This window comes from Vogesella oryzagri, assembly GCF_040148885.1.
In the GTDB taxonomy this organism is placed as follows: Bacteria; Pseudomonadota; Gammaproteobacteria; order Burkholderiales; family Chromobacteriaceae; genus Vogesella; species Vogesella oryzagri.
Window position 1 is genome coordinate 109,482 of sequence record NZ_JBEFLD010000002.1, and the last position, 22,436, is coordinate 131,917.

Consider the following 22,436-nt stretch of genomic DNA (forward strand, 5'->3'; position numbering starts at 1 on the left):
TAAAAAAGGCCGCACCCCCAGATGTGCGGCCAACCTTTGACTACCGGCAACCCCGTTTACTGCGCCGGAGCGTCATCCAGGCCATAGCGCGGCGAGCGCGGGCCGTACAGCAGACCGTTCGGGCGCGGCGTCAGCAGACGCTGACTGGCGATGCCCGCGTACTGGTAGCTATCGTCGCTCAGGCTATGCACGATCTGCTTCACCACTGCCGTGACCAGCATGCCAACCAGACCGCCGTTGTTACTGTTGTTCTGCTCGGCACTGGAGGCCATGGCGCTACCGTTCCACAGCAACTGGCCGCTGCGCAGGTCTACCAGCCGGGCGTCCGCCGCTACCGTCACCGCGCTGTCGAACACCGTGTAGGTAGCGCCGTATTTCTTCACTTCCACGTACAGTGCGGCATCGGCGCCGAAGATGTCGTGCAGCTTGGCCACCGGCAGCGCGTGGATATCACCCGCGGCACTCAGGCCGTTCTGACGGAAGGTCTCGTCTACCACCGCCACCGGGTACACATAGTAGCCGGCCTCGCCCAGCGGGTGGCTCAGCTGCGCCAGCATGCCGTAGCTGGCCTTCACCTCCGGCGAGCTGTTCAACGGCGGCAGAATCAGTACCGACTTGGGACGGCTCTGCTTGTAAGCAGAGTAGTCATAGGGCTTGGGTGTCGCGCAGCCGGTCGCCAGCAACACCACAGCCAGCAGGGCCAACAGCCCTTGCAGGGTTGAAAAGCGCATATTGTCCCCTTAGTTCTTGAAGTTGCGCAGCAGGAAGTCCATGAAGGCACTGGATTCCGGGTACAGGGTCTTCTCGGTGGTGAACTCCTGCTTCACCTGGTCCAGCTTGCCGGTATGCGAATACAGCAGTCCCAGATGCGCGTGGTAGCCAGGCGGTAACGGCTCATCCTTGGCACGGGCCTGCTGCACATCCGCCTCCAGCGCGGCGATCTGCGCTTCGTGGCTGGCACCGTCACCCTTGAAGTATTCGTACACCTGCGGCTGGTAGACGCCCCAGTGATACAGCGGCTTGGCCTGCTGGCCGGCACAACCGCTCAACCCGGCGGCGAGCAGCAGCGCGCTTAGTGTCAGTCGACGTATGGTCATCGCCATTCTCCCTTACTGCGCCGGCTGCCAGGCACCGGACTCGATACCGGTCACCAGGTTGTTCACCGCCTCGCGCACTGCCAGGTCCAGCACCTTGCCGTTCAACGTGGAGTCGTAGCTGGCGGTGCTGCCGAAGCCGATCACCTCGCGGTTGGACAGGCTGTACTCGCCGGCCCCCTGCGACGAGAACACCACTTCGGACGTCTGTACATTCACGATATTGAGATTCACCTTGGCATAGGCAATCTGCTCCTTGCCACGGCCGAGGATGCCGAACAGCTGGTGGTCGCCCACTTCCTTGCGACCGAACTCGGTTACGTCACCGGTAACCACAAAATCGGCGCCCTTGAGTTTCTGCACCTGATTCTTGAGCTTGGCTTCCTGGCCGATCTCGCTCATGTTGTCGCGGTCCAGCACGTTGAAGCGCCCGGTCTGCTGCAGGTGGGTGATCAGGATGGTCTTGGCCTGGCCGCCCAGACGATCGACGCCATCGGAGAAAATGCCGCGCATATAGCTGGAACGGTTATCGAACTTGCCAACGGAAATCAGGCTGCGCGGCCCCTGATAGACCTTGCCGGCGGAGGCGACCTTGGCCACCTCCAGGGTGCGGGAATGCTCGGTGGCGGCACAGCCGGCCGTCATGGCGGCAACGGCAAGCAAGCTGAGGGACAACACTGTTTTTCTCATCATTTCACCCTTTAATTTATTGGTTCAGGCGGCTACCTGTTAGCCTTGCTTCATAATCGGGAGCGCATCATGGCATACGGATATACCAACGGCAAAGTCACCAGATCAATAAAATGAGAAAAGACTAGCGCCTGCCGCAATACAACAACGCCCCGGCTGGCCGGGGCGTTGTGCTTACGATGCCGCTTCCACGCGGCGGCGGGTCTGTAGTATCGGCGGCGCCCACGGCTCGCCGGGGCGCTTCTTGCGCGTGGCCAGGGTGAGGCCGGAGGGCGCGAAGATGTTGATGTTGTGGGTGTTGGGCGTGGTGATCAGGTACTGCGCCTCGGTAGCCTTGAGGAAGCCGGCCACGCGGTCGATGTTGAAGATGTCCAGGTGTGCAAACGGCTCGTCGATGAACACGAAGCCGGACGGGTTGGCCTCGTCCATCATCAGGCCGATCAGCAGGATCAGCGACTTCATCACCTGCTGGCCGCCAGACGCTTCGCCGTCGTTCATGCCCATCATGCCCTTCTGGTCGAAGTTGAACTTCAGCACCAGCCCGGCCTGCGCCAGCACGGTATCGTCGTTGGACAGCTGCGGCAGCTCCACCTCCACGCCGATGCCGGCCAGTTCGCCCAGCCGTTTCACGTTGGCCGCATAGGCGCGCACCGTGGCGCGCAGCTTGCCGATGTAGGCGTCGCGCGCGTCGTGGGTCAGCGCCGCGGCGCGTTCCACCTCGGCCTGGCGGCGCTGGCAGTCGCGCGTCAGGCTGCTCAGGTCTTCCTGCAACTTGTCCTTCAACTGCAGCACCGCGTCGTCCATTTCCCAGTCGCCGCTGGCGAGTTTTTCTTCCAGGTAGTGGATCTCGTGGCGCACGTCGGCGGCGGATTCGAACTCGTCGGCCAGCTGTGCCACGTAGGCTTCATCCTGCGCGGCCGCCGGCAGGTGGGCGCGGCAGTCGCGCAGCTCGGCCAGACACCGGCGCAGGCTGCGGCGCGCCTGCTCGGCATCACTACGGGCGATGGCCAGCTTGTTCAGGCTGTCCTGCTCGCGCTGGCAGACTCGGTCGTGCGCCAGGCGGGCATCGCTGTAGCGCTGCTCGGCGGCGTCACGTTCGGCCTGGGCTGCGGCCAACCTTTCGCCGGCCTCGGCCACCGCCTGCTTCAGCGATTCGGCCTGCGCCGCCAGGGCAGAAAACTCCTCGGCGCGGCTGTCCAGCAGGCGGATGGCGTCCATGCCCGACAGGTAGTCGGCCAGCTGCGCCGCCTCGCGGCTGGCGGTCACCAGTTGTTCCTCGTCGCGCAGCACGCGCACGTTCAGCGCCTTCAGCTCGTCGCGCAGGCCCAGCAGCCGCGCCTGGCGCGCCGCTTCGCCAAAGGCGTAGTCGTAGGCCGGCACGCCGATGTGGCGCGCGCCACGGCGCTCGCGGAAGTAGCCTTCCGGCGTGATCCAGTCGCCGTCCTGCTGCGCACCCTCTTTCACGTCCGCTACACGGCTGACGCGGTTGAGCTGCGAGTGCAGCCACTCCGGGGCGTTGGCCGCAAAGCGCACCACTTCCAGCAGGCTGCCGCTGCGCGCACGCGGCGCGGCGGTGGTGTCCGGCACCACGAAGTGGCGGTAGCGCAGCTTCTCGCCCAGCTGCCAGGCGGCACGGCGGTCGGTCGGATCGTTCAGCAGCACCACCTGGCGGTAGGGCTTGAGCAGTGCTTCCACCGCGCCCTGCCAGCGGCTGTCGGTGACTTCCACGATGTCGGCCAGCATGGTGTGGCCGATGCCGGCGTCGTCCAGCTCGGCGCGGAAGGCGCGCACGTCTTCCGGTGCGCGCTGCTTGCCGCCTTCCAGCGCGGCCAGCTCACCCATCAGCCCGTCGCGCTGCAGCTTGTGCGCCTTCAGCTCGTTTTTCAGCTGCTCGTTGCCGTCACGCAATGCGGCCAACTTGTGCGCCAACTGCAGTGCGTCCTCGCCGTACTCGCGGCTGGACAGCGCCTGCAGGCGGTCGCGCTCCTTCAGTTGGCTGGCCACGTCGCGCTCGGCGTCGCGCGCCTGCATGAAGGCGGTCTGCGCCTCGACGCGCACTGTCTCGGCGGCATCGCGTGCCGCCTGCGCGGCAGCCTCGGCATCGCGCAGCGTAGTCACCAGCGCCAGCGTGTCGCGGCGCTGTGCCAGCTGGCCGTGGAAGCCGTGCTGCGCGCGGCGGTAGTCCAGCCAGCTCTTGCCCAGCTGGCTGCGGCCATCGATCAGCCCCAGTACCGGCAACGCCTCGTCGCGCAGACGGGTCACCCGTTTCTGGATGCCGACCCATTCCAGGTAGCGGCCGGCGCGGCTGCGCATCGCCTCGACCCGGGTTTCCAGCCCTTCCTGCTGCCGCACCAGCGCTGCCAGCTCGGCCTCGGCGGCTTTCTGCTCGTCGCGGGCGCGCTGGTAGTTGGCCAGCACGTCCTTGTCGCCAAACACCTGAAACACCAGGTCCAGCAGCTGGCGCGGGCTGTACTCGGTGAGCTTGTCGGTATCGCCCTGCTCCAGCGCCAGCACCTCGCCCACTGCCGGCGTCAGCCCGGCGGCTTCCAGCCGGCGCTTGTACTCCTGCACCCCCAGCCATTGCAGGCTGTCGTCGGCCAGCACCGCATCCAGCGCCATGTCGCCTTCGGCGATGGCGTAGTGGCGCACCCAGTCGCCGCCCTGCTTCTTGATGCGGCACAACAGGGTGACCTGCTCGCTGGTGAGCGGAAAGAACGGCGTGGGGTACAGCCCGGACAGCCGGCGCGGGTTGTCCACCACGCCGCGCAGGTAGGCGAACGACTCGCGGTTGTTGCGCACGTAGCGCTTGTAGTCGCGTTTGCCGGAGCACTTGATGGCCAGCAGGGTGCGCAGCGCATCCAGCAGCGTGGTCTTGCCGGAGCCGTTGGGGCCGATGATGGTGACGATCTGCGCATCCAGCGGCACGGACAGGCGCTGCCAGAAATCCCAGTGCACCATTTCGATCGATTGCATCTGGAACATCAGGCGTCCTCTGCGGTGGGTTGCTCGGTGTGTGCTTCTACTTGCTCGCCAGTTTCGGCTGCGGCCAGCGTGGCCTCGTCCAGCACCTGCGCCAGCTGGCTGCGGCGGCCCAGCACCTCGGCCAGTGCGCCTTCGATGATGCGCGGTGCCAGTTGGCTGTAGTCGATCATCAGGTCCAGCATCGGGCCTTCCACCAGCCAGCGGTTGCGCCGCTGCAGAAAACCCAGGTTAACCAGCCGGCCCAGGTTGGCGTTGAAACGGGTACGGCCGCCCAGCTGCTTGCCGAAGTCGGCATACAGTGCGTCTTCGGAGATGCCCACCGATACGCTGTCGCCGGTCGGCAGCGGCTTCTGCTCGCCGAACATGTCGCTCTGGTTCTCGCGCCCGGCTTCCACCCGCGCCAGCTGCCGCTCGCGCTTGGGTAGGATGATCAGCGCCCACACGATCACCAGCAGCGCCACGCCGTCGCGCGGCAGGCCGAGGTTGTTGTTGAGCCAGGCTTCGCCGCTGCCGAATACCGGCTCGGTCATCGCCGGCAATAGGGCCACGGCGATGTGTTCGGCGTAGGGGTTCTCCAGCAGCTGCAGGCCGACGGCGGCCAGCTGCTGGTCCAGATCGTGGCGGAAGTTTTCATCCAGCAGCGCGCGGCGCGCCAGGGCGTCGCTGCGCGGCAGCACGCGGTGCGCCAGGAGGCGCGCGGTAAGTGTGGCTACGGCTTGGTCCATTATCCGGCCTTGTTGGCCAGAAGCCGCGCATCCGACAGGGTGGCGACTTCCGGGTGATCGAGATGAAGAATGTCGTCGCCGCCCGCCAGCTGATAGGGCAGCCGTGCCAGTGCGGCAACCACGCTGGCATCGTTGCTGGTTTCCGGGTCGCCCAGCAGCGACAGCAGCGACAGGCGGTAGGCAGTTTCGTTGTAGCTGTCGGCCAGCACCGCATCGGCGATGGGGAAGCCGTCGCTATCCGCACCCAGCTGCAGCCCCATTTCCAGCAGGCTGTCGTACAGCGTTTCCGCTTCCAAGAGGCGCTCCAGTTCCGGCGCGTCGGCATCCTCGGCCGTGGCTGCCTGCGGCAGCGTGCTGTCCTCGGCGCGGGCGCGCTCGCGGCCCAGCAGTTCGAACTCGGCCACGTCGCCCAGCTCCGGCGTGGACAGGAAGGCCGGCTCCACCCCCAGCGCCAGCGGGCCGTTGGCCAGATTGGCCAGCCAGGCACTGCCCTGACGGCGCAGGAAGTCGGCGATGTCGGTGGAGGTAAGCCCGGAGTTGCCCAGGTGCACGCGCTGGGCGGCCAACTGCGCCAGCCGGCGCTCGAAGGTGCCGGCCAGCGCCAGCATGCGGCTCTGCGCCAGCGCGATGGCCTGCGCCTGGGTCAGCGTCAGCAGCGTCAGGCGCTCGTCCTGGGTCAGGCCGCGCACCACGTCGGTGGATTTCTGCACCCAGCGCCACACCGACTCCAGCCGGTGCTGCGCGGCGCGGATGCGGAACTCCGATTGCGATTCCAGCGCGTCGGCGAATTCGTCGTGCAGCTCGGTAAGGCGCGCCAGCAGGTGCTGCATCGCCTCTTCCGATACCTGCCCCACTGCCTGGCCGGCGGCCACCTGGCTGGTGAGGTAGCCCAGCTCCACGTCGTCGCCGGCAAAATCCAGCAGCGTGGCCAGCGCCGACAGTGCCACGCGCGCGCCTTCGCTCAAGGCGTAGCGGCCGCTGTCGCTGTCGTAGACCAGCAGATCGCCCTCGCGCAGGCGGCCGAGGATGGTGTTCAGCTTGGTATCGTTAAGGTAGGCAAAGCGCTGTGCGATTTCCTGCGGCGTCCAGTACGGTACATCGGCGCGGCTGCCCAGCTCGCGCAGCACCAAGAGGCGCATCAGCACCTCCTCCTCGCCACCGCGGAACAGGGTGACGAACACCGCCAGGTACGGCCAGGCCGCCGTCAGCTTGTTCAGCTGCGGCAGCGTGTCCGGCGCGATGTCGGGGCGGAAGAATTCGGCTAGGGAGTTCAAAAGCAAACAATCCGGTCTGCAAAGACCGGATTGTCTGGTTTGCAGCGCTGGCTAGTCAATGACAGGCCACACGCTGCGGGCTTGGCCGCAAGCTTACTCGGCACCCGGGGCGGACTCGTCGCCGGCAGCCACCGGCTGGATCACCGCGGCGGCAGCCTTGGCCAGCTTGAGTGCGCGTTCGGCTTCTTCCGCTTCCTGGCGTGCCTTGCGTGCGGCTTCGCGCAGTACCTTGATGTATTCGTTCATGGCGAATACCAGGTCGCGGGTGCCTTCACCGGTCAGACCGGAGATCACGAAGTAGCGCGGCGCGTTCATGTCGAAGCCGAAGCGGTCGTCCGGCTTGGCCTGCGGCCATTCGTAGGCATCCAGGAAGGCTTGCACCTTCTCTTCGCGCTCGGACTCGTCCAGCATGTCCACCTTGTTCAGCACCAGCCAGCGCGGCTTGTCGTACAGCTCGGCATCGTACTTCTTCAGCTCTTCGACGATGGCGCGGGCTTCCTGCACCGGGTCGGTATCCGGGTCGAACGGTGCCAGATCCACCAGATGCAGCAGGATGCCGGTACGTTGCAGGTGCTTGAGGAAGCGGTGGCCGAGGCCGGCGCCTTCGGCCGCACCCTCGATCAGGCCGGGGATGTCGGCGATCACGAAGCTGGAGGTGTCGTCCATGCGCACCACCCCCAGGTTGGGGTGCAGGGTGGTGAACGGGTAATCGGCCACTTTCGGCTTGGCGGCAGATACCGCGCGGATGAAGGTGGACTTGCCGGCGTTGGGCATGCCCAGCAGGCCGACGTCGGCCAGCACTTTCAGCTCCAGGCGCAGGTTGCGGATATCGCCTTCTTCGCCACGGGTGAACTGGCGCGGGGCGCGGTTCACCGAGCTCTTGAAGTGGATGTTGCCCATGCCGCCACGGCCGCCCTTGGCCAGAATCACTTCCTGGCCGTTGAAGGTCAGGTCGGCCAGCACTTCGTCGCTGTCGATGTCGATGATCTGGGTGCCTACCGGCATGCGCAGGTAGATGTCTTCCGAGCCCTTGCCGTAGCAGTCGGCGCCACGGCCGTTTTCGCCGTTGCCGCCCAGGTATTTCTTAACGAAACGGTATTCCACCAGGGTGTTGATGTTTTCGTCGGCAATGGCGATCACGCTGCCGCCACGGCCACCATCGCCACCATCCGGGCCGCCGCGCGGCACGAATTTTTCACGGCGGAAGCTGGCGCAACCGTTACCGCCCTTGCCGCCGCGCACTTCGATGCGGGCTTCGTCGATGAATTTCATTGGGTACTACCTCCAAACTTGCCGAGGAGTCAGGCGCAAACGGCCGCCATCTGGCCGTTGCTGCAACGTTGGCCGCAGCCGCTTGCGCCTCACGCCTCGCGTGATGACTCATTGCGGGAACAATTGTGCGAAACAAAAAAGCCCTATCGCAGGATAGGGCTTTCTGTCGTGGACGCGAGATTACTCAGCGTCTACACCGGTGTACGGTACAACGGTAACGGTTTTGCGGTTGAATGCGCCTTTAACAGCGAATGCAACATAACCGTCTACCTTGGCGAACAGGGTGTGATCTTTGCCCATGCCAACGTTTTCACCAGCGTGGAACTTGGTGCCACGCTGACGAACGATGATGGAACCTGCCGGAATCAGCTCGCCACCGTAGGCTTTCACGCCCAGGCGTTTGGCTTCGGAATCACGGCCGTTGCGGGAGCTACCGCCTGCTTTCTTGTGTGCCATGTCTGTTTATCCTTACTTGGAAATCGCGTCGATACGGATTTCGGTGTAGTTCTGACGGTGACCTTGGTGCTTCTGGTAGTGCTTACGGCGACGCATCTTGAAGATACGTACCTTATCGCCACGACCGTGGGCAACTACGGTAGCCTGCACTTTAGCGCCGGATACCAGCGGGGCACCTACGGAAACCTGATCACCGTCCACAACCATCAGCACTTCTTCCAGTACGATTTGGCTGTCGATGTCTGCAGGTATCTGTTCTACTTTGAGTTTTTCGCCAACGGCAACTTTGTACTGTTTGCCGCCAGTTTTTACGACCGCATACATTCGTATAGCTCCTAAATGTTCTTTCCTTGGCGCCAGGTGCGCAAGGAACACGCGACTATACGCAAGTCTCTGAATGTCGTCAACTTTTTGCCGAAATCCAGCCCTGCGCCGTGGCCAGACGTGGCAACAAGGCATGCATCTCTGCTAATATCGCGCGGTTTTCCAGCCCAACCCTTTCAAGAATCCGGCCGCGATGTCCAACACTCCGCTGTTCCGCTCCCTGGTTGCCGACGACATGAACGCCGTCGACCAGGCCATCCGCACCCGTCTGCATTCCGATGTTGTCCTGATCCGCCAGGTAGCCGAGTACATCATCAGCGCCGGCGGCAAGCGCCTGCGTCCGATGCTGACCCTGCTGGCTGGTCGCGCGCTGGATTACAACGGCCCGCATCTGCACAGCCTGGCGGCGATGATCGAATGCATCCACACCGCCACCCTGCTGCACGACGACGTGGTGGACGAGTCGGACATGCGCCGCGGCCGCGAAACCGCCAACGCCATGTTCGGCAATGCGGCCAGCGTGCTGGTGGGCGATTTCCTGTACACCCGCGCCTTCCAGATGATGGTGGAAAGCGGCAGCCTGCGCATCCTGCAGGTGATGGCCGACGCCACCAACATCATCGCCGAAGGGGAAGTGCTGCAGCTGCTGAACATCGGCAACGTGGATGTCAGTGAACAACAATACCTGCAGGTGATCCAGTACAAGACCGCCAAGCTGTTCGAAGCCGCCACCCGCGTCGGCGCCATCATTGCCGATGCCGCGCCGGAACAGGAGCAGGCGCTGGCCGCATACGGCATGCACCTGGGCACCGCGTTCCAGATCATCGACGACGTGCTGGACTACAGCGGTGATGCCGCCACCATCGGCAAGAGCCTGGGTGACGACCTGGCCGAAGGCAAACCCACCCTGCCGCTGATCTACACCATGCGCCAGGGCCCGGCCGCAGCGGCCACCGTGGTGCGCGAAGCGCTGGAAGCTGCCAACCGCGAGCGCTTCAGCGAGGTACTGGCTGCGGTACAATCCTGCGGCGCGCTGGACTACGCCCGCCGCGAGGCGGAAAAAGCCGCCGCTGCTGCCATCGCCGCGCTGGCACCGCTGCCGGAAGGCGACTACAAGCGCGCGCTGGCGGAAATCGCCGAACTATCGGTGGCCCGCGACGCCTGATTTTGCACCGACGTCTCCATAGTTAATGGGATTTACCGGAAAGAAATAACGTTCTATTTCATGAAGTTACACGCCGACGCCGTTGCCGTGTAGCACTTTCATAGCGCTGCCGTAGTTCAACGGATAGAACGGCCGCCTCCTAAGCGGCAGATACAGGTTCGATTCCTGTCGGGAGCGCCAACGAAAAAAGACCCCCTACGCCGAGAGGCACAGGGGGTCTTTTTTTGCATCCTACTGCGCGCCAGCTACAGTTCACACTGTTGACTACCATGCAGATCACATAGAACATGTGCCGGCCCCATAAAAGAAGCTTGGCAATACACCATCCAAAATTTTATTTCATTTTTACTATACCGCCGAGCAGCCACACGAACTCATTCAACGCAGAACCTTGCAGAATAACCACACATCACCATCAAAAAAATCCGAAATGAATGAACATAAAGAGCAATTTTCAGCCATAAGGAAAATAGCAGACATATCTGCTATTGTTATTTTTATAATAATATTTTCCACTGCCATCGCAGTGGAAATAGCATCAATTTTTTACGCGCTTGGCAATTATACAAAATCGAGCATTTTCTTTGCCAGCGTCTTAATATCAATACCAATAATGATATTTGACCCAGCAAATGCAGCTGATGCACCACAAAGGCCAGACAATCAAAGCAGTTCTATAAGAGAAGGTTTTGATTTGCTATCAGGTACATTTGTTGGGTTTTTATTGACATCATTTTTTCTAGCGGCAAAAGACAACTGGTCCAAAGTAGCACAGCAGATCGTTGAAATATTCATTGGAAATCCGGTTTTTTCTCAAGTAATCATTGTTACTATTGTTGCAAGTTTTCTTTTTATATTCAGACTAAAATTCAGGTTTTGGTACGGCCTAAGCGAATCTCTATGCGGAATCGTTGTAGCCATCTCAAAGTCACAAAGCTCACTTTCCGGAATATTCAACACAAATTACTTGCTAATAATACTTACTGCAAGCGTATATTTAATCGTTCGAGGCTTTGACAACATGCACCAAGGGATTTACTCAATAAAATCTCCGCTGCATTACAAAAACTGGCTCCCAAAACATAAAACAAAATCATTACACAATGACATACAAACGCAAAATATAGGTTCACCGCACGCCTAAATCAGCAACAAAAAAGCCCCGGCACCCTGTACGCTGCCGGGGCTTTTTATTAGGCGACCTTCTGCTGGTAGTCATCAAAAATCTGCCCATACGACTCCACCTGATCACGAGCGAGATCAAGCATGACTGACATGTCTGCAGCATCAGCAACGCTCATGCACTTGACCAGGACGCACATCCTATCGGCAAAGGACACACTGTGATTAATCAGATCACGAGCATCCAGACCACTCAACCCCTTACGCTTCATTGACGACTCCCTATCCGTTATTCATCGAACCTTTACATGCGGTTTGCGGCGGGTCAACAAAGTCACCACAACCCCCAACACCAACCAAACTACCCTACGAAATCCGAATATCAAGTCCGAATTTATGGGGTTTCTTGCATAATTTTCAGGGTTGACATGGGGTTACTCTGTGGTAGAGGCCACTGCACTTCGAGCCGGTCAACACACCGGTTCAGCTCCACTGCTACGGCGTCTGCTTCGCTGGCGAGTCCGACAAGAAACTCTGTAGCCGCGTCAGAAAGCTCGGCTCGTGGCGCTGGATCGGCTCCGCCTTCGGCAAGGTTGGCCGCAACGCCTGCAGCTGGGCAGCTGGCAGGCTTGACGGGGACTGACAGGCGCAGCCGGCCAGCAGCATGGTCAGCAAGAATGCGGTTTTTTTCGGCTTGTACATTAAGTAGTCCTTCACGGTAGCGAGTCTCAGCGGCCAACAGCTTGGCGGCGCCGGCAGACTCATTGCGACGCAGCTGCTGCTGCAGATCGTTGATGGTGGCGTTGTTGTTGCGCTCACGCTCGGCATCAGCCAGATCACGAGCGAGCGTCACCACGGCTTTGCCGTGGCCGTACGTCAGCCAGTGCGTGCCGGCCAGCACGCCCAACAGCGCCAGCCAGGGAATGACTTTTCTCCACATAATCAGCCTTTCAGAATCTGCCCTGCCCGCGACCAGATGGCACGGCGGTCGTCACGGCCATTCTGGCCACCATTGATTCGGCGGGTGATGGCGTCGAATGCCCCTTTGTCCGCCAGTTCGTTGAGCCCGTTGTTTTGCCAGTACCAGGCGGCAGACAGCGCGGCATAGGCCGGCTGTTCTAGCAGCTGAGGCTTGCCGATCAAGTCCAGGTCCAGCGCCAGCCCACACAGCTCGTAATTGCGACGGCCTGTAATCTGGATCAGCCCGCGCCCGCAATACAGCTGGCCATCACCATCCGCCGCAGGCGTGTTGCCCAGCTGCGCGGCCAGCTTGCCGGTGTCGTACTTTGCCAGGTAGGCATTGCCCCCCAGCTCGCGCACGTAATTGAATTGGCCAGACTCGTGACCGATCTGTGCCAGAAACGCCGCCTGCCGCGCCACGGTATTGATGGAATACGCCACCATGGCGTCAATCAACGGCCGCAAAAAAGCCCGCACGGCGGCGGGCTTGGCGAGGGGCAGGATCAGCGACAGCTGATTCTCGGTGGTTAGCAGTGGCATATGCACTCCGCAATAAAAAAGCCCCGCTCTTGGCGGGGCTGCTAACATGATGATTGGGTGAAACGAACTAGGATCAACAAATGGAAACGGTTGGCCAGCAAGCACTGAATCAGTTACTCGGTACAGTGATGCCTTATCTGATAGTTTTCTTTGGGGCCGCGATTCTGGACATTGTTGTTTACCAGGCCGCGCTCTACCGCGCCCGAATGGAATGCGGCACTGAGCGGGAAGCCCGCGCCAGAGCGCGCGGCACAGGCTGGTTGGCCCGCATCGTGATCCTGATGCTGGGCATCACAGTGCTGACCGTGCGCAACTTCTAAGCACAACTCCGCCAACCCACCTGCGCACCGGGCCCACTTGCCATAGGTCTGAGCTGATTAAATATTAATCAAGTATGACGCCGACAGCAGCGGGGCTAGCTGGCCGCTCTGTCGCTCACAGGGTTATCCACCGTTTCTGTGGATGGCGGTTGCGGCGCAGCATCCTTGGCCCCCAGCCGGCTGGAAATCAGCCGCTTGATCCAGGCAATATCCTTCAGCAGCGCCAGCACCGCCTCCAGCAGCGGCACGATCAGGCAGGCGCAGACTGTGCCGGCCACCCCCACCCCGCCGGCTCCAAGCTGCGGCCAGACTTCCACCGCCAGCTGACCACCGTAGTAAGCCGCCAGGAACGCGCCGAGCACTAGCACCACTTTGTCCACCAGCGGGCGGCCACGCAGCTGCACCCACAGCAACAGGCTTCCGGCAAATGCACCGATGAAGGCAGGGAAATGCACCCCCGCGGCCTTGCCACCTGCCGCGCCCGCCGAGGAGGCCAGAGCACTGGCGCTCAGCCCGGACAGCACTGCAGCGATCGCTACGCCGGCCAGATTGCGGAAAGCAAAAAAAGCCAGCGTACTGGCCAGCATCGCCCCCAAGAACAGCCATGCCTTGCGTTTAACGGTTACTGCCATACCACCCCCAAATGGAAAGCCCCGGCGGATGGCCGGGGCTGGTTTGCCCTCATCGGGCTCGATTGATTTTTCGCAGTGACCGGGGTCGATCCAGTCCAGCAGACGGCACAGGATGCACCAATGCCAGCGCCCTGCCCGCGCGCCCTTGGCCGCGCGGCTGCTGATGGTCTCGTCTTCGCTGCCGCCGATGGCGGCGTTGGCGGCCTGATCCAGCGCCACTGCAATGCGAACTGAACGATCACTGCCGACCAACACTGCCAACAAGCCCCAGCCAACAGCAAAAAGGCCAGCAATAAGGCCGACCAGCAGGATGAGTAGCAATTTAAGTCGCGAGGTCAACACACCCCACAGCCAGCCGAACAGCATCATGCCGCCCATTTAATGCCCTCCAGCTGCTCGGCAGCATCCGGCGCCTGTAGATCCACCGCCATCAACGCATCCTCCAACGCCTGACGCCGGCCGATGATCTGACCACTGGCCATGGCGTAGGCTTGTACTTTGGCCTGCACGCGACTAGCCAACTCGGCCACACTCAGACCACGAGCGGCAGCAATGGCGGTCAGCAGCGGCGCCAAGGCCTGCGGATCGGCAGCCAGTAATTCAGCCTCGCGCGTCTGCTGCGGCCAGCTCTGCACCTCTCCGGCCGGATATGCCGAGGACAGAACGGACAGCGACCTGGCCGCCTCCATGTTGATGTCGAGCAGACGTAGACGGCGCCGCTCCAGCACTGTAAGAGGCGGCGGATCAACAGCAAGCGGCATATCCCCTGACCAGTCGATTAACTTGCCAGCCGACTGTGCCGTGATCAGATCGTCATACTGCTCGTCAGTAATCGCCACCACGTCAGCCGGCATTTTCTCGCCATGAATATCCGGAGAGTAAAACCCGCGGGAAGATTTCGATGCGAATTTGCTCATTTTTATCCTTAGTAATCAGAATCCAATAGCAAAGTATTTCTGCGAATAACCAGCCGTGCCTGCATCAGCCGTAAATCCGGTTGTGCTATAGCCATAGTTATTCGTAGTGACCGCATTACCTGCCGCGTCATTACATGAGCTAACGACAGCTAGACAGCTAGTGGGGAAAGCTATGGGAAACGTAACCGCAGTCCCTGTTGTCGCGACGCTGGCTACAGTTCCCCATTGAAAAATCAGCCCGCCCGGGAGTTTCTGGTAGCCGGAAGCTGCCAGCGACTGATTCGCGCCCGTAAACAGCGCAAGCGTCAAAGCGTCAGTAATGCCGTAGCCCGCCAGAGTAGTTGCCTTGTCGGCTTTATTCCCATCCGCTTCGAGTACGTTGGTGCCATCGCACCACAGACCCTGCGTTGTACCCTGTACTACAGCGATACCGGCGCCGGCGGCGGTTTTGACCGTCAAGGTATAGGCGCCAGTGGTGGCGTTCTTGACGATCCACTGCCCACTGGCCGCCGGCACGACGACGGCAATGTTGGCCGTCAGCGCGCCAGTCAGCTCCAGCATGGCGTAGCCCGCCTCGGTCGCTGTCAAGGTAACGGTTGCGCCCCCCGCCACCGACTTGGTTAGCTTGCCATTAACTGCTTGCTGTACTGCAGCCATGGTCGCCAGCTGCGTGGTGTTGGTTCCTGCGGCCGCCGTCGGCGCAGTTGGCGTGCCAGTAAGCGCGATATTGAGCCAGTCCGACTGCTCAGCGTAGATGTTGGTGCCATCGCCAAACAGCGCATTGCTAAAACCCTGGCTGACCACCACACCCGTGCCGGCCTGTGTCTTGCAGGTGATAGTGAAGGCGCCGGTGGTCTGGTTGCGCACGATCCACGCACCGCTGATCGCTGGAAACACCAGGTTGATGTTGGCGGTCAGTGCACCGGTCAGAATCAGGATCGGCAGGTTGTACTGCGCGGCAGTCAGGGTGACAGCGGCGCCACCCGCAACGTTAACCGTCGCCTTGCCACGCTGCATGGTCTGAATGGCGGTCAACAGCTGATCGCGTTTGTTACTGTCCAGCGCAATCCCCATGCCCTCGATTACGCTGCAGAGCTCCTCCTGCCACGAATCAAAAAGCTCGTACCCCGGCGTGGTGGCAGGGGTGCCTGTCTGCGAGTTGCCGGCAGTGAAGCCGTGCTTGCCCGCACCGAACTTGTCCAGCGCGGGGTTGCGGTTTGTCCCTACTCGTTGCATATCGTCATGCTCCGTAACTGATTAAAACGGTGGAAGGCTGCGGACATTCACGCGCCAGGATGCAGCTCAACTGGGTGTTGCCCCACGCGCTCAGCGGGTCTTCCACGCCGGACTCACAGGTGCCGTCTATCGCGTTTGCGGTGGCCGGTACATTCAGCTGCCAAGTGAAGCGCCAGTCCTCGCTGTATAGCGGCGCTTCGCAGCTAAATTCACAGGTATGAGCGGCAAAGCGCTTGGCACTGGCGCCGGGATAGCCGAGCGCAGCAGCTATCTGTACAAAGCGTGGAATACGCACGCCACCGGCATCGGTCAGCCGCGCCACCAGCGTGGCACGGCGCTCGGCAAGCGTTGGCGTGGCCGCACTGCAACTGTCCGGCAGACCGAAATCCGCCTCCCAGTCCGGCAGCATGGCCAGGGTTTTGTAGGGATTGCCTTCATCTAGCAACCGGGCAGCGGCAGCATCTACCGCCGCAAGACGCCGAGCGCCTACTTTCACGAACGCAGCCAGGTCAGCGTTGTCGCGCGACCACGCTGGACCGGGCGGCAGCAGCCGCCACAGCACGTCTTCGTAATCGCTTACGTCCATGTGATCACCCCCAGCTCGGCCAGCTCACCTACCGCGCACGCTACGTTGCCGGCCGGCACCGTAAGCACGTGGTCGGTTTCGCCGACAGCGGCACTGATCGCCTCAGTCAGATGGCTGCGCAGGATGGTCACCCCCGCCACCGGCAACACTGTACGACCGGAGCTGTCACGTTTTACCGGCGATGCCTCCGCAGCAATCTTGTCGCGCAGGGCCGCCGTGACGGCCGACCGCATCGCAGGGGTGTCTGGCTCAATGTGCAGCGTGATGTTCACCGGCTTGGCCACCGGCGCCATGGCGAAGATTTCCCCCCACGGCGCACCAGTGGACTCCAGGTGCAAGCGTACCGCCTCGCATTCGGCCGGCGCCGGATAGGGGTCGGCATCGTCATCGCGCATGAAGTACAGCCCCATGCTGCCCAGCCCCAGCAGCTTGGGTGCCGCCCAGGCACGAGTCACCCCGGCGACTTCCAGCGCCCAGTTCTCCCAGTCCACGTCGCGGCCAGTCTGAGCGCCCGCCTCAGTCACACTGAGAATGCGCTGGCGGTAGCTTTCGATATCCTCTTCATCCGCCCCGCCCGTCAGACCGCCCGCCTGCACCTGCGCCGCGGCATCAATACCCGCCACGCCAGCAGTGAGCGTTAGCCACACCCCGGCATCGGTATCGCCGTCGAAACCACCCTCCACCGCCCTGATAGACAGATCGACATAGCCGCCAGCACCAACGATGCCACCTGACACGACGGCAAACAGCCTGCCGTCGTCGCGCTGCAGCTCGGCATTCGCATCGACAGGGGCGCCGACGTTACCGGTAAAGCGGGCAAGGCCGCTGCTTTGCACCGCGGCGTTGGGCTTGTCGCCCCGCAGGTAGAACGGCCCCTGCCAGGCCAGCAGCGTGGACTCCGCCGCCGTACTAGGCAGCAGCTGCCGCGCCTGGTACTGCAGGTAGCCGTACATGCCGTGCACTGCTGCCGCCAGTGCACGCCCGTACACATCGGCATCGGAGCGCAGCAGCGCATCCGGGTTTTCTGCCCCGAGGTCAGCCCGGATATCGCGCGTGAGCTGGCTCAGGGTCGGGATTTCATACGCCATGGGTCAGACTCCAAATGTCAGAAAGATCGGCGGTCAGGGTTTTGCCACTGCGCAGGGTGATCACCACGCGTATGGCCAGGCCATCGTCACCCAGCCGCGACACCATCACATCCACGGCACTGGCCTGCTTGCTGTCCAGCCACCACTGCAACGCCTCGCGCGTGTAGTCGTGGGCGTCCCGCTGGGCGTCGGCATCCAGCCGCCGGCGCGACAGCAGCCACAAGCGTGAGCCGATGCCGGCCGGCAATGCGGCGTCCAGACCTTCCGCCCACCAACCCTGCCAATCATCATCGACCGGGTCGCCCTGCTCGGCGCGGCGCCAGGTAAACAGGCTGATGGCCAAGGCCCGCGCGTAGGCGTGGCTGGCAGCCAGCGGCTTGCCATCCAGTTGAACGAGAATTTCCATGGTCAGACCTGCAGGTTCGGCTTGCCGGTGCTACCACCGGCCACGTTGTTCTCAGGATGATCGTGGTCGTTGTGTGCATCGCGCACCGCAGCCAGCGAGCTGCCGCCGCCCGATGTGTTATCGACAATGTCTTGCGCCGCCTCGATGCGGCCGGTGGCACGCAGCAGTGGCGTATCGGCTACCACCTCTGTCGCAGCCTTCAGCACAATGCGCGGCGCAGTGATCTCGATACGATCCTGGTACAGCACGATGGTGTGACCGGCCGAGTTGTAGGCAGCCGACTCCCCGGGCTTGAGCCCGCGCAGGCGGTAGCGGCGGTCGCTGACGCTGATCACCACCCCGTTACTGCGGTCGCCGCCCAGGAACAGCGCCAGCGCCTCCGCCCCGGATTCCGGGCAGGCGGTAAAGCCAAATGGCTCGGCGTGCTCCATGCCGTCTTTCAGCTCGTCCACCGTCAGCATCAGTTGCACCTGCTGCATGGCTGGCGCCGGGTTGGCGCGCGTCACACGCCCGCGGCCGATGAGGCCGAACAAGCGCTGCATGGCCTCTCTCATGTATTGGGCTCCCAGTCAGACGGCAACAGGTACTCAAACTTGTCGCCTTTTTTCTTGCGGTTTTTCTTGCGCTTTTCCGGGGCCGGCGGCTCTGGCTGATAGCCCTCCGGCGGTGCCACTACCATGCGCACCACCGAGCCACCATCGTCCAGCCGGTAGTTGCAGGACACGACCAGCATGTCGCGATCAAAGCCGAGAATCGGGTCGATCACGCGCACGATCTGGTTGACCTGCCACAGCCGGCCATCGCTCTGACGCCAGCCGGCCACCTCATAGTTGGTGGTCAGCGCTTTGCCGATGCGGTTATCGCGCTCCCACTGCGCGCGGGACGTGGCCATGGCTGGCGTGAGGTTGCCGCTCTCGGTGATGACCTTCACCCGCTTGCGGGCAATGCGACCGTCCGTGGCCGTGCCGGCGACCTCGTTGGCCGCAGCGCCGTTGCGGTGGTTGCCGGTGGCGTGCTGGCCGATGACGCGGTATTCGCTAAAGCAGTCGCTGAAATCAAAGCCGCAGTCTCCGGCCTTGGTATTGCGGCCAACCTCGATCGGGTCGGTTGCGCGCCCGGAGCTACCCGGCGCGGCCAGCACCAGCCGCCCCTCGGCATCGTCGGTGGAAAGCAGGCGGCCAATCTTCAACAGCCGGTCGATGCTCTCGAACACCGTTTCGCCCGGCTGGATGGTGTGATCGGCCACCACCTCGCCGTCGCCCACCTGGCTCAGCACGGTGATGCCGTAGGGCGCCGCCAGCGCGGTGGCAATCGCCCGCATGGAACGCTGCTTGAACTGCGGCGGCTTGTTGATGGCGGCACAGTCCACCAGGTCGGCAGTCAGGCTGCGGCCGGCAATGCCGAAAGCCGTACTCTGCGGGTCATGCGCCTTGGGCGTGGCAAACACATAGCCGGTCAACACCAGATCCTGCCCGATGCGCACCTGACAGCGGTCACCATGCTGGATAGGCACCTGATCGATGCCACCCGGCCCCAGCCGCGTAATGCCGATCTGGAAAGACCGGCACTGCTCGTCCAGGCTGGCGGTGATGTCTACGCTGGTCCAGCCTTCCCAAGCATTACCCCCCACCGTCAGGCTGACCCGGCTTGCCGGGTCAAGCGCAGCAGCTGTGGCGTCAGTCATAGGTCACCTGTAATGCCCGCACCGGCACGAACAGCGGGTGCACAATGTTGTTACGACTCAGCAGCTCATCCGCCAATGCGGCATCACCCTGCGCCCGATAGGCCAGCACCAGCGCCGGCATGACAGCAGGCGGCGTGATGGTCTGCATCTGCAGCCCAATGGCCTCCACCTGGTTGAGGTGCGCCACTGCTGCACGCTGCACCACCAGCAGATACGCCGCCTGCTCATACTCGGCACCGTCTGCCATCGCCCACAGCGAGCCAGACAAGTCCTGCCGCAGGCTGGCCACATCGGCCGCCACCGGCAGGTTGCCGCTATCAGCCGGGCGGCTGGTCGGCAGCGTGGCAACCGCCTGCAGGGTATTGGCCGCCACACCGGCAGCCATCAGCCCTACCAGCACGCCGGCCACCTTGGTGGACACCGTGCCGTTGCTGCGCTTGCTCAGTGCCTTGCTGCGCGCCCGCAGCACGCGCATGGCACGGCTTTGGTTGATTCCCCAGCGCGTCAGGTCGCCGTAGCGGTCAAACGCCCGATCCACTGATTCCAGAATGCTGAGCACCTTGCCAACCGCTGTTTCCGGCAGCGTGAGCACGGTATTGACCAGCGACTGCCAGCTGTCGAAGTAATCCAGCACCGCCCCCACCGCATTGCTCACGCCCTTGATTGCCGACATCATCGCCGACACCACATCGGCAACCACCGCGCGCGACAGGTCCAGCGCCGCCAGCGCCTGCTCGGCCATGGTTTGCGCCGAAGACAGCATGTCGTCACTGGCGCTTTGCAGCGGCGCTGCCGTGCTGGCGAGCGGCACCGGGAATAGCAGATCGCCGTTCTCGATGAACTCCAGCGGGATATCCACCCGCCCGCCGTCGTCCAGGTTCAGCGACCAGCGCGCCGGCTTGGCATACACCTTGACCCGCCCGAACAGCGGGTGCACCAGCTCACCGGCGCCAGGCTCCTCCAGCACGGTCAGCAGCGTGTTGAGCTGCTGCAGCCAGTCGTCGCCACAGCACACCGCCATGAAGTGATAAGGCCGCGTGGCGCGGCCCATGTCTTCCACCCAAGGCTTGTCGCGCTGCGGGAATTCATGCCCGGCCACGCGGCGACCGTTTTCGCCTTCCAGCGAGATCCACTTGATCGGCACGCCCTTGAACGAGGCGTCACGCAGTTGATCTTTCCAACTCATGGCACCCTCCGGTCGTAAAAAAACCCGCCGAAGCGGGTTGGGTTATTAGCTGGTTGGTGATGCCAAGGCGCGGCGCCCGGTGTTCTGGTTCACCGTCAGCTTGGCATTGGTAGTGGCCGGCTGCTCGACACGGGTGCCGGGAGGGGCGTTGCCGATATTCACCGTCAGCTCGGCCTTGGCCTGCTGGGTTGCTCCCTTGATGATGCTGGTGCCGGCATTCAGGCTCTGGCCAACCACACCGGACACCGCATTGCCCGCCCACTTCGCCGCGCTGATCATCGGCTCGATGTAGGGCTTGACCCGCTCCCACATGCCCTTGAAGAAGGCCACGATGGGTTCCCAGTTCTTGATGATCAGCCCCAACGGGGTGAAGTTTTCGAAGCCCCATTTGATGAACTGCCAGCCAGCGTCGAACACCACTTTCAAGCCATCCCACAGCGCCCCGAAGAACGCCTTGATCGGCTCCCAGTTGTTGAGCACCACGCCCAGCGGCGTCCAGCCAAGATAGGTTTTGATGAAGCTAACCCCGGTAGACACCACCCGTTTGATGCCATCCCACAGCCGCGTGAAGAACGGCGCCACCTGCCCCCAGTTGGACAGCAGAAAACCCGCCGCCAACGCCAGGACACGCACCGCAATACCCACCGGCGAGAGACTGGCCACGGCATTGAACAGGTTCATTGCCCCCACCGCTGCCATGGCCGCCAGCCGCATACCCAACAGGGCCGCCCCCGCCCCCAGCAACCCTTTGATCAACCAAGGGTTGGCCGCGGCCATATTCGAGAGCCCGGTGATCACCGGCCCTGCCACGGCCATCAGCTCGTTGAGCGGCGGCAGCAGCACGTTACCAACGGCAATGCCGACATCCGTTACCCGGTTCCAGAACAGCTGCAGCGCGTTGGCCGTTGTCTTGGCACGCAGCTCATACTCCTTCTGCATCGAATTGGCGTAGCCGGTGCTATCCGCCACCAGGTTCAGGTTGGTTTTCAGTAGATCAAGGTTGGAGATGAACGGCGCGATCGCCTCGATGCTTTCCTTGCCAAACAGCTCGGACAACACCGCAGCCTGCCTGGACGGGTCCACCGACTTGATGCGATTGAGCACATCCAGCACCGTGCCCTTGGAATCCATCTGCATCGACTTTGCGACCTTGCCCGCATCCAGCCGCAGCGCCTTGAGCGTGTCTTTCTGGCTCTTGGTTGCAGCGCTACCCTGCGTCAGCGCCAGCACAAAGTTCTTGATACCGGTGGCCGCCACATCGGTTGGCACCTTCACCGCATCCATGGTTGCGGACAGCGCCGCGATGGTGCTGGAGGATAGCCCCGCCACCTTGCCGATGGAGCCGACCCGCGTCACCACCTCCGCCACGTTTTTGGCCGAGCTGTTGCCCTTGGCATCCAGATAGTTGATCTGGTCGGCCAGCGCCCGCACCCCGTCCTGCGTCAGCCCCATGGCCGCCCGCCATGCCGCCATCTGCTCGCCGGACTGCTCTGCCGTAAAGCCGAAGGCTAACTAACGCACAAAAACCGTGCCGAAACTTGGGCGGGGAAACGCACTCAAAATTAGCGTAAATTTTGCGCACTGCGAACGAACGGTCACAGCGAAGCAAGGCGAAGGCATAGGAAAATAAGCGAAAAACGCAGCAAATGCGCAACACGAAAAAATTCTTACCAACAGCTTATCAACAAGTAATCCACAGTCAGCAAATATTACGTAACACCACATGCTGCTTGCTGGCTACATCACACAAGATTGACTCATTTTTGAGCAAGAAACC

24 protein-coding genes, 1 tRNA gene and 1 pseudogene are annotated in these 22,436 nt (G+C 62.3%); 4 read left to right on the forward strand and 22 right to left on the reverse strand.

What is annotated here, in order from left to right; genetic code table 11:
• Positions 1–56: 56 nt before the first annotated feature.
• From ABNW52_RS03160 to rplU, 9 genes are all read right to left on the reverse strand, one after another.
• On the reverse strand, positions 57–716 hold the full coding sequence (locus tag ABNW52_RS03160) for a DUF799 domain-containing protein (RefSeq protein WP_386107090.1): 660 nt from the start codon (positions 714–716) through the stop codon (positions 57–59).
• Positions 717–740: 24 nt separating this feature from the next.
• On the reverse strand, positions 741–1,097 hold the full coding sequence (locus tag ABNW52_RS03165; protein ID WP_349583912.1) for a DUF4810 domain-containing protein: 357 nt from the start codon (positions 1,095–1,097) through the stop codon (positions 741–743).
• A 12-nt stretch (positions 1,098–1,109) separates the two neighbouring features.
• Positions 1,110–1,784, reverse strand: coding sequence for a CsgG/HfaB family protein (locus ABNW52_RS03170; RefSeq protein ID WP_349585023.1), 675 nt, complete (start codon positions 1,782–1,784; stop codon positions 1,110–1,112).
• A gap of 174 nt (positions 1,785–1,958) precedes the next feature.
• Complete coding sequence (locus ABNW52_RS03175) at positions 1,959–4,766, reverse strand: AAA family ATPase (RefSeq protein WP_349583915.1); 2,808 nt, start codon at positions 4,764–4,766, stop codon at positions 1,959–1,961.
• Positions 4,766–5,491, reverse strand: a complete 726-nt coding sequence (locus ABNW52_RS03180; protein ID WP_349583918.1) for a hypothetical protein — start codon at positions 5,489–5,491, stop codon at positions 4,766–4,768. Before ABNW52_RS03180 ends, ABNW52_RS03175 begins: the two co-directional genes overlap by 1 nt.
• Positions 5,491–6,765, reverse strand: coding sequence for a hypothetical protein (locus ABNW52_RS03185; RefSeq protein ID WP_349583921.1), 1,275 nt, complete (start codon positions 6,763–6,765; stop codon positions 5,491–5,493). Before ABNW52_RS03185 ends, ABNW52_RS03180 begins: the two co-directional genes overlap by 1 nt.
• A 93-nt stretch (positions 6,766–6,858) precedes the next feature.
• A complete protein-coding gene (gene obgE / locus ABNW52_RS03190) occupies positions 6,859–8,037 on the reverse strand; it encodes a GTPase ObgE (protein WP_349583923.1) in 1,179 nt (392 codons plus the stop codon).
• Positions 8,038–8,217: 180 nt separating this feature from the next.
• The gene (gene rpmA / locus ABNW52_RS03195; protein WP_088966257.1) at positions 8,218–8,493 is read right to left on the reverse strand and encodes a 50S ribosomal protein L27; all 276 of its coding nucleotides are present in this window, start codon (positions 8,491–8,493) and stop codon (positions 8,218–8,220) included.
• A gap of 12 nt (positions 8,494–8,505) precedes the next feature.
• A complete protein-coding gene (rplU, locus tag ABNW52_RS03200) occupies positions 8,506–8,817 on the reverse strand; it encodes a 50S ribosomal protein L21 (RefSeq protein WP_088966256.1) in 312 nt (103 codons plus the stop codon).
• 193 nt (positions 8,818–9,010) lie between these two features.
• On the opposite strand from rplU, the gene ispB reads away from it, so the two are divergent.
• The 3 genes from ispB (at position 9,011) to ABNW52_RS03215 (ending at position 11,126) form a co-directional block, all read left to right on the forward strand.
• Positions 9,011–9,982, forward strand: coding sequence for an octaprenyl diphosphate synthase (gene ispB, locus ABNW52_RS03205; RefSeq protein ID WP_349583927.1), 972 nt, complete (start codon positions 9,011–9,013; stop codon positions 9,980–9,982).
• Positions 9,983–10,087: 105 nt separating this feature from the next.
• Positions 10,088–10,162 (forward strand) — tRNA-Arg (locus tag ABNW52_RS03210).
• 250 nt (positions 10,163–10,412) lie between these two features.
• Entirely contained in the window at positions 10,413–11,126 is a 714-nt protein-coding gene (locus ABNW52_RS03215) for a hypothetical protein (RefSeq protein ID WP_349583929.1), read from the forward strand.
• 49 nt (positions 11,127–11,175) lie between these two features.
• Here ABNW52_RS03215 and ABNW52_RS03220 read toward each other — a convergent pair whose 3' ends face one another.
• From ABNW52_RS03220 to ABNW52_RS03230, 3 genes are all read right to left on the reverse strand, one after another.
• Positions 11,176–11,376, reverse strand: a complete 201-nt coding sequence (locus ABNW52_RS03220; protein ID WP_349583932.1) for a hypothetical protein — start codon at positions 11,374–11,376, stop codon at positions 11,176–11,178.
• Between the two features lie 122 nt (positions 11,377–11,498).
• On the reverse strand, positions 11,499–12,044 hold the full coding sequence (locus tag ABNW52_RS03225) for a lysis system i-spanin subunit Rz (RefSeq protein WP_349583934.1): 546 nt from the start codon (positions 12,042–12,044) through the stop codon (positions 11,499–11,501).
• Positions 12,045–12,046: 2 nt separating this feature from the next.
• Positions 12,047–12,604 (reverse strand): glycoside hydrolase family 19 protein, encoded by a 558-nt coding sequence (locus tag ABNW52_RS03230; protein ID WP_349583937.1) that lies wholly within the window; start codon positions 12,602–12,604, stop codon positions 12,047–12,049.
• A gap of 80 nt (positions 12,605–12,684) precedes the next feature.
• On the opposite strand from ABNW52_RS03230, the gene ABNW52_RS03235 reads away from it, so the two are divergent.
• The gene (locus ABNW52_RS03235) at positions 12,685–12,924 is read left to right on the forward strand and encodes a hypothetical protein (RefSeq protein WP_349583940.1); all 240 of its coding nucleotides are present in this window, start codon (positions 12,685–12,687) and stop codon (positions 12,922–12,924) included.
• A gap of 95 nt (positions 12,925–13,019) precedes the next feature.
• On the opposite strand, the gene ABNW52_RS03240 is transcribed toward ABNW52_RS03235, so the two are convergent.
• The 10 genes and pseudogenes from ABNW52_RS03240 to ABNW52_RS03285 all read right to left on the reverse strand — a co-directional run.
• Complete coding sequence (locus ABNW52_RS03240) at positions 13,020–13,934, reverse strand: hypothetical protein (RefSeq protein ID WP_349583941.1); 915 nt, start codon at positions 13,932–13,934, stop codon at positions 13,020–13,022.
• Positions 13,922–14,473, reverse strand: coding sequence for a hypothetical protein (locus ABNW52_RS03245; RefSeq protein ID WP_349583944.1), 552 nt, complete (start codon positions 14,471–14,473; stop codon positions 13,922–13,924). The genes ABNW52_RS03240 and ABNW52_RS03245 overlap by 13 nt, the downstream gene beginning before the upstream one ends.
• Before the next feature lie 15 nt (positions 14,474–14,488).
• Positions 14,489–15,709 carry a gp53-like domain-containing protein gene (locus tag ABNW52_RS03250; protein ID WP_349583947.1) on the reverse strand — a complete coding sequence of 407 codons (1,221 nt, stop codon included), beginning with the start codon at positions 15,707–15,709 and terminating at the stop codon, positions 14,489–14,491.
• Positions 15,710–15,713: 4 nt separating this feature from the next.
• The gene (locus ABNW52_RS03255) at positions 15,714–16,295 is read right to left on the reverse strand and encodes a YmfQ family protein (RefSeq protein ID WP_349583949.1); all 582 of its coding nucleotides are present in this window, start codon (positions 16,293–16,295) and stop codon (positions 15,714–15,716) included.
• The gene (locus ABNW52_RS03260) at positions 16,286–17,383 is read right to left on the reverse strand and encodes a baseplate J/gp47 family protein (protein WP_349583952.1); all 1,098 of its coding nucleotides are present in this window, start codon (positions 17,381–17,383) and stop codon (positions 16,286–16,288) included. The genes ABNW52_RS03255 and ABNW52_RS03260 overlap by 10 nt, the downstream gene beginning before the upstream one ends.
• A complete protein-coding gene (locus ABNW52_RS03265; RefSeq protein ID WP_349583955.1) occupies positions 17,373–17,789 on the reverse strand; it encodes a phage GP46 family protein in 417 nt (138 codons plus the stop codon). The genes ABNW52_RS03260 and ABNW52_RS03265 overlap by 11 nt, the downstream gene beginning before the upstream one ends.
• A 2-nt stretch (positions 17,790–17,791) precedes the next feature.
• A complete protein-coding gene (locus tag ABNW52_RS03270) occupies positions 17,792–18,331 on the reverse strand; it encodes a phage baseplate assembly protein V (protein WP_349583957.1) in 540 nt (179 codons plus the stop codon).
• Between the two features lie 8 nt (positions 18,332–18,339).
• Positions 18,340–19,473, reverse strand: coding sequence for a phage baseplate assembly protein (locus tag ABNW52_RS03275; RefSeq protein WP_349583960.1), 1,134 nt, complete (start codon positions 19,471–19,473; stop codon positions 18,340–18,342).
• Positions 19,466–20,659 carry a DNA circularization protein gene (locus ABNW52_RS03280; protein WP_349583963.1) on the reverse strand — a complete coding sequence of 398 codons (1,194 nt, stop codon included), beginning with the start codon at positions 20,657–20,659 and terminating at the stop codon, positions 19,466–19,468. Before ABNW52_RS03280 ends, ABNW52_RS03275 begins: the two co-directional genes overlap by 8 nt.
• A gap of 45 nt (positions 20,660–20,704) precedes the next feature.
• Positions 20,705–22,156, reverse strand: a pseudogene (locus ABNW52_RS03285) (phage tail tape measure protein); the annotation flags it as partial.
• Positions 22,157–22,436: the final 280 nt, after the last annotated feature.

What these genes read in the sequence shown, in the direction of transcription:
- ABNW52_RS03175 (WP_349583915.1), bottom strand. Translation starts at nt 4,766, where the DNA reads ATGTTCCAGATGCAATCGATCGAAATGGTGCACTGGGATTTCTGGCAG.
- obgE (WP_349583923.1), bottom strand. Translation starts at nt 8,037, where the DNA reads ATGAAATTCATCGACGAAGCCCGCATCGAAGTGCGCGGCGGCAAGGGC.
- ABNW52_RS03180 (WP_349583918.1), bottom strand. Translation starts at nt 5,491, where the DNA reads ATGGACCAAGCCGTAGCCACACTTACCGCGCGCCTCCTGGCGCACCGC.
- ABNW52_RS03265 (WP_349583955.1), bottom strand. Translation starts at nt 17,789, where the DNA reads ATGGAAATTCTCGTTCAACTGGATGGCAAGCCGCTGGCTGCCAGCCAC.
- ABNW52_RS03240 (WP_349583941.1), bottom strand. Translation starts at nt 13,934, where the DNA reads ATGGGCGGCATGATGCTGTTCGGCTGGCTGTGGGGTGTGTTGACCTCG.
- ABNW52_RS03245 (WP_349583944.1), bottom strand. Translation starts at nt 14,473, where the DNA reads ATGAGCAAATTCGCATCGAAATCTTCCCGCGGGTTTTACTCTCCGGAT.
- ABNW52_RS03230 (WP_349583937.1), bottom strand. Translation starts at nt 12,604, where the DNA reads ATGCCACTGCTAACCACCGAGAATCAGCTGTCGCTGATCCTGCCCCTC.
- ABNW52_RS03250 (WP_349583947.1), bottom strand. Translation starts at nt 15,709, where the DNA reads ATGCAACGAGTAGGGACAAACCGCAACCCCGCGCTGGACAAGTTCGGT.
- rpmA (WP_088966257.1), bottom strand. Translation starts at nt 8,493, where the DNA reads ATGGCACACAAGAAAGCAGGCGGTAGCTCCCGCAACGGCCGTGATTCC.
- ABNW52_RS03275 (WP_349583960.1), bottom strand. Translation starts at nt 19,473, where the DNA reads ATGACTGACGCCACAGCTGCTGCGCTTGACCCGGCAAGCCGGGTCAGC.
- ABNW52_RS03255 (WP_349583949.1), bottom strand. Translation starts at nt 16,295, where the DNA reads ATGGACGTAAGCGATTACGAAGACGTGCTGTGGCGGCTGCTGCCGCCC.
- ABNW52_RS03260 (WP_349583952.1), bottom strand. Translation starts at nt 17,383, where the DNA reads ATGGCGTATGAAATCCCGACCCTGAGCCAGCTCACGCGCGATATCCGG.
- ABNW52_RS03220 (WP_349583932.1), bottom strand. Translation starts at nt 11,376, where the DNA reads ATGAAGCGTAAGGGGTTGAGTGGTCTGGATGCTCGTGATCTGATTAAT.
- ABNW52_RS03270 (WP_349583957.1), bottom strand. Translation starts at nt 18,331, where the DNA reads ATGCAGCGCTTGTTCGGCCTCATCGGCCGCGGGCGTGTGACGCGCGCC.
- rplU (WP_088966256.1), bottom strand. Translation starts at nt 8,817, where the DNA reads ATGTATGCGGTCGTAAAAACTGGCGGCAAACAGTACAAAGTTGCCGTT.
- ABNW52_RS03165 (WP_349583912.1), bottom strand. Translation starts at nt 1,097, where the DNA reads ATGACCATACGTCGACTGACACTAAGCGCGCTGCTGCTCGCCGCCGGG.
- ABNW52_RS03225 (WP_349583934.1), bottom strand. Translation starts at nt 12,044, where the DNA reads ATGTGGAGAAAAGTCATTCCCTGGCTGGCGCTGTTGGGCGTGCTGGCC.
- ABNW52_RS03280 (WP_349583963.1), bottom strand. Translation starts at nt 20,659, where the DNA reads ATGAGTTGGAAAGATCAACTGCGTGACGCCTCGTTCAAGGGCGTGCCG.
- ABNW52_RS03235 (WP_349583940.1), top strand. Translation starts at nt 12,685, where the DNA reads ATGGAAACGGTTGGCCAGCAAGCACTGAATCAGTTACTCGGTACAGTG.
- ABNW52_RS03215 (WP_349583929.1), top strand. Translation starts at nt 10,413, where the DNA reads ATGAATGAACATAAAGAGCAATTTTCAGCCATAAGGAAAATAGCAGAC.
- ispB (WP_349583927.1), top strand. Translation starts at nt 9,011, where the DNA reads ATGTCCAACACTCCGCTGTTCCGCTCCCTGGTTGCCGACGACATGAAC.
- ABNW52_RS03170 (WP_349585023.1), bottom strand. Translation starts at nt 1,784, where the DNA reads ATGAGAAAAACAGTGTTGTCCCTCAGCTTGCTTGCCGTTGCCGCCATG.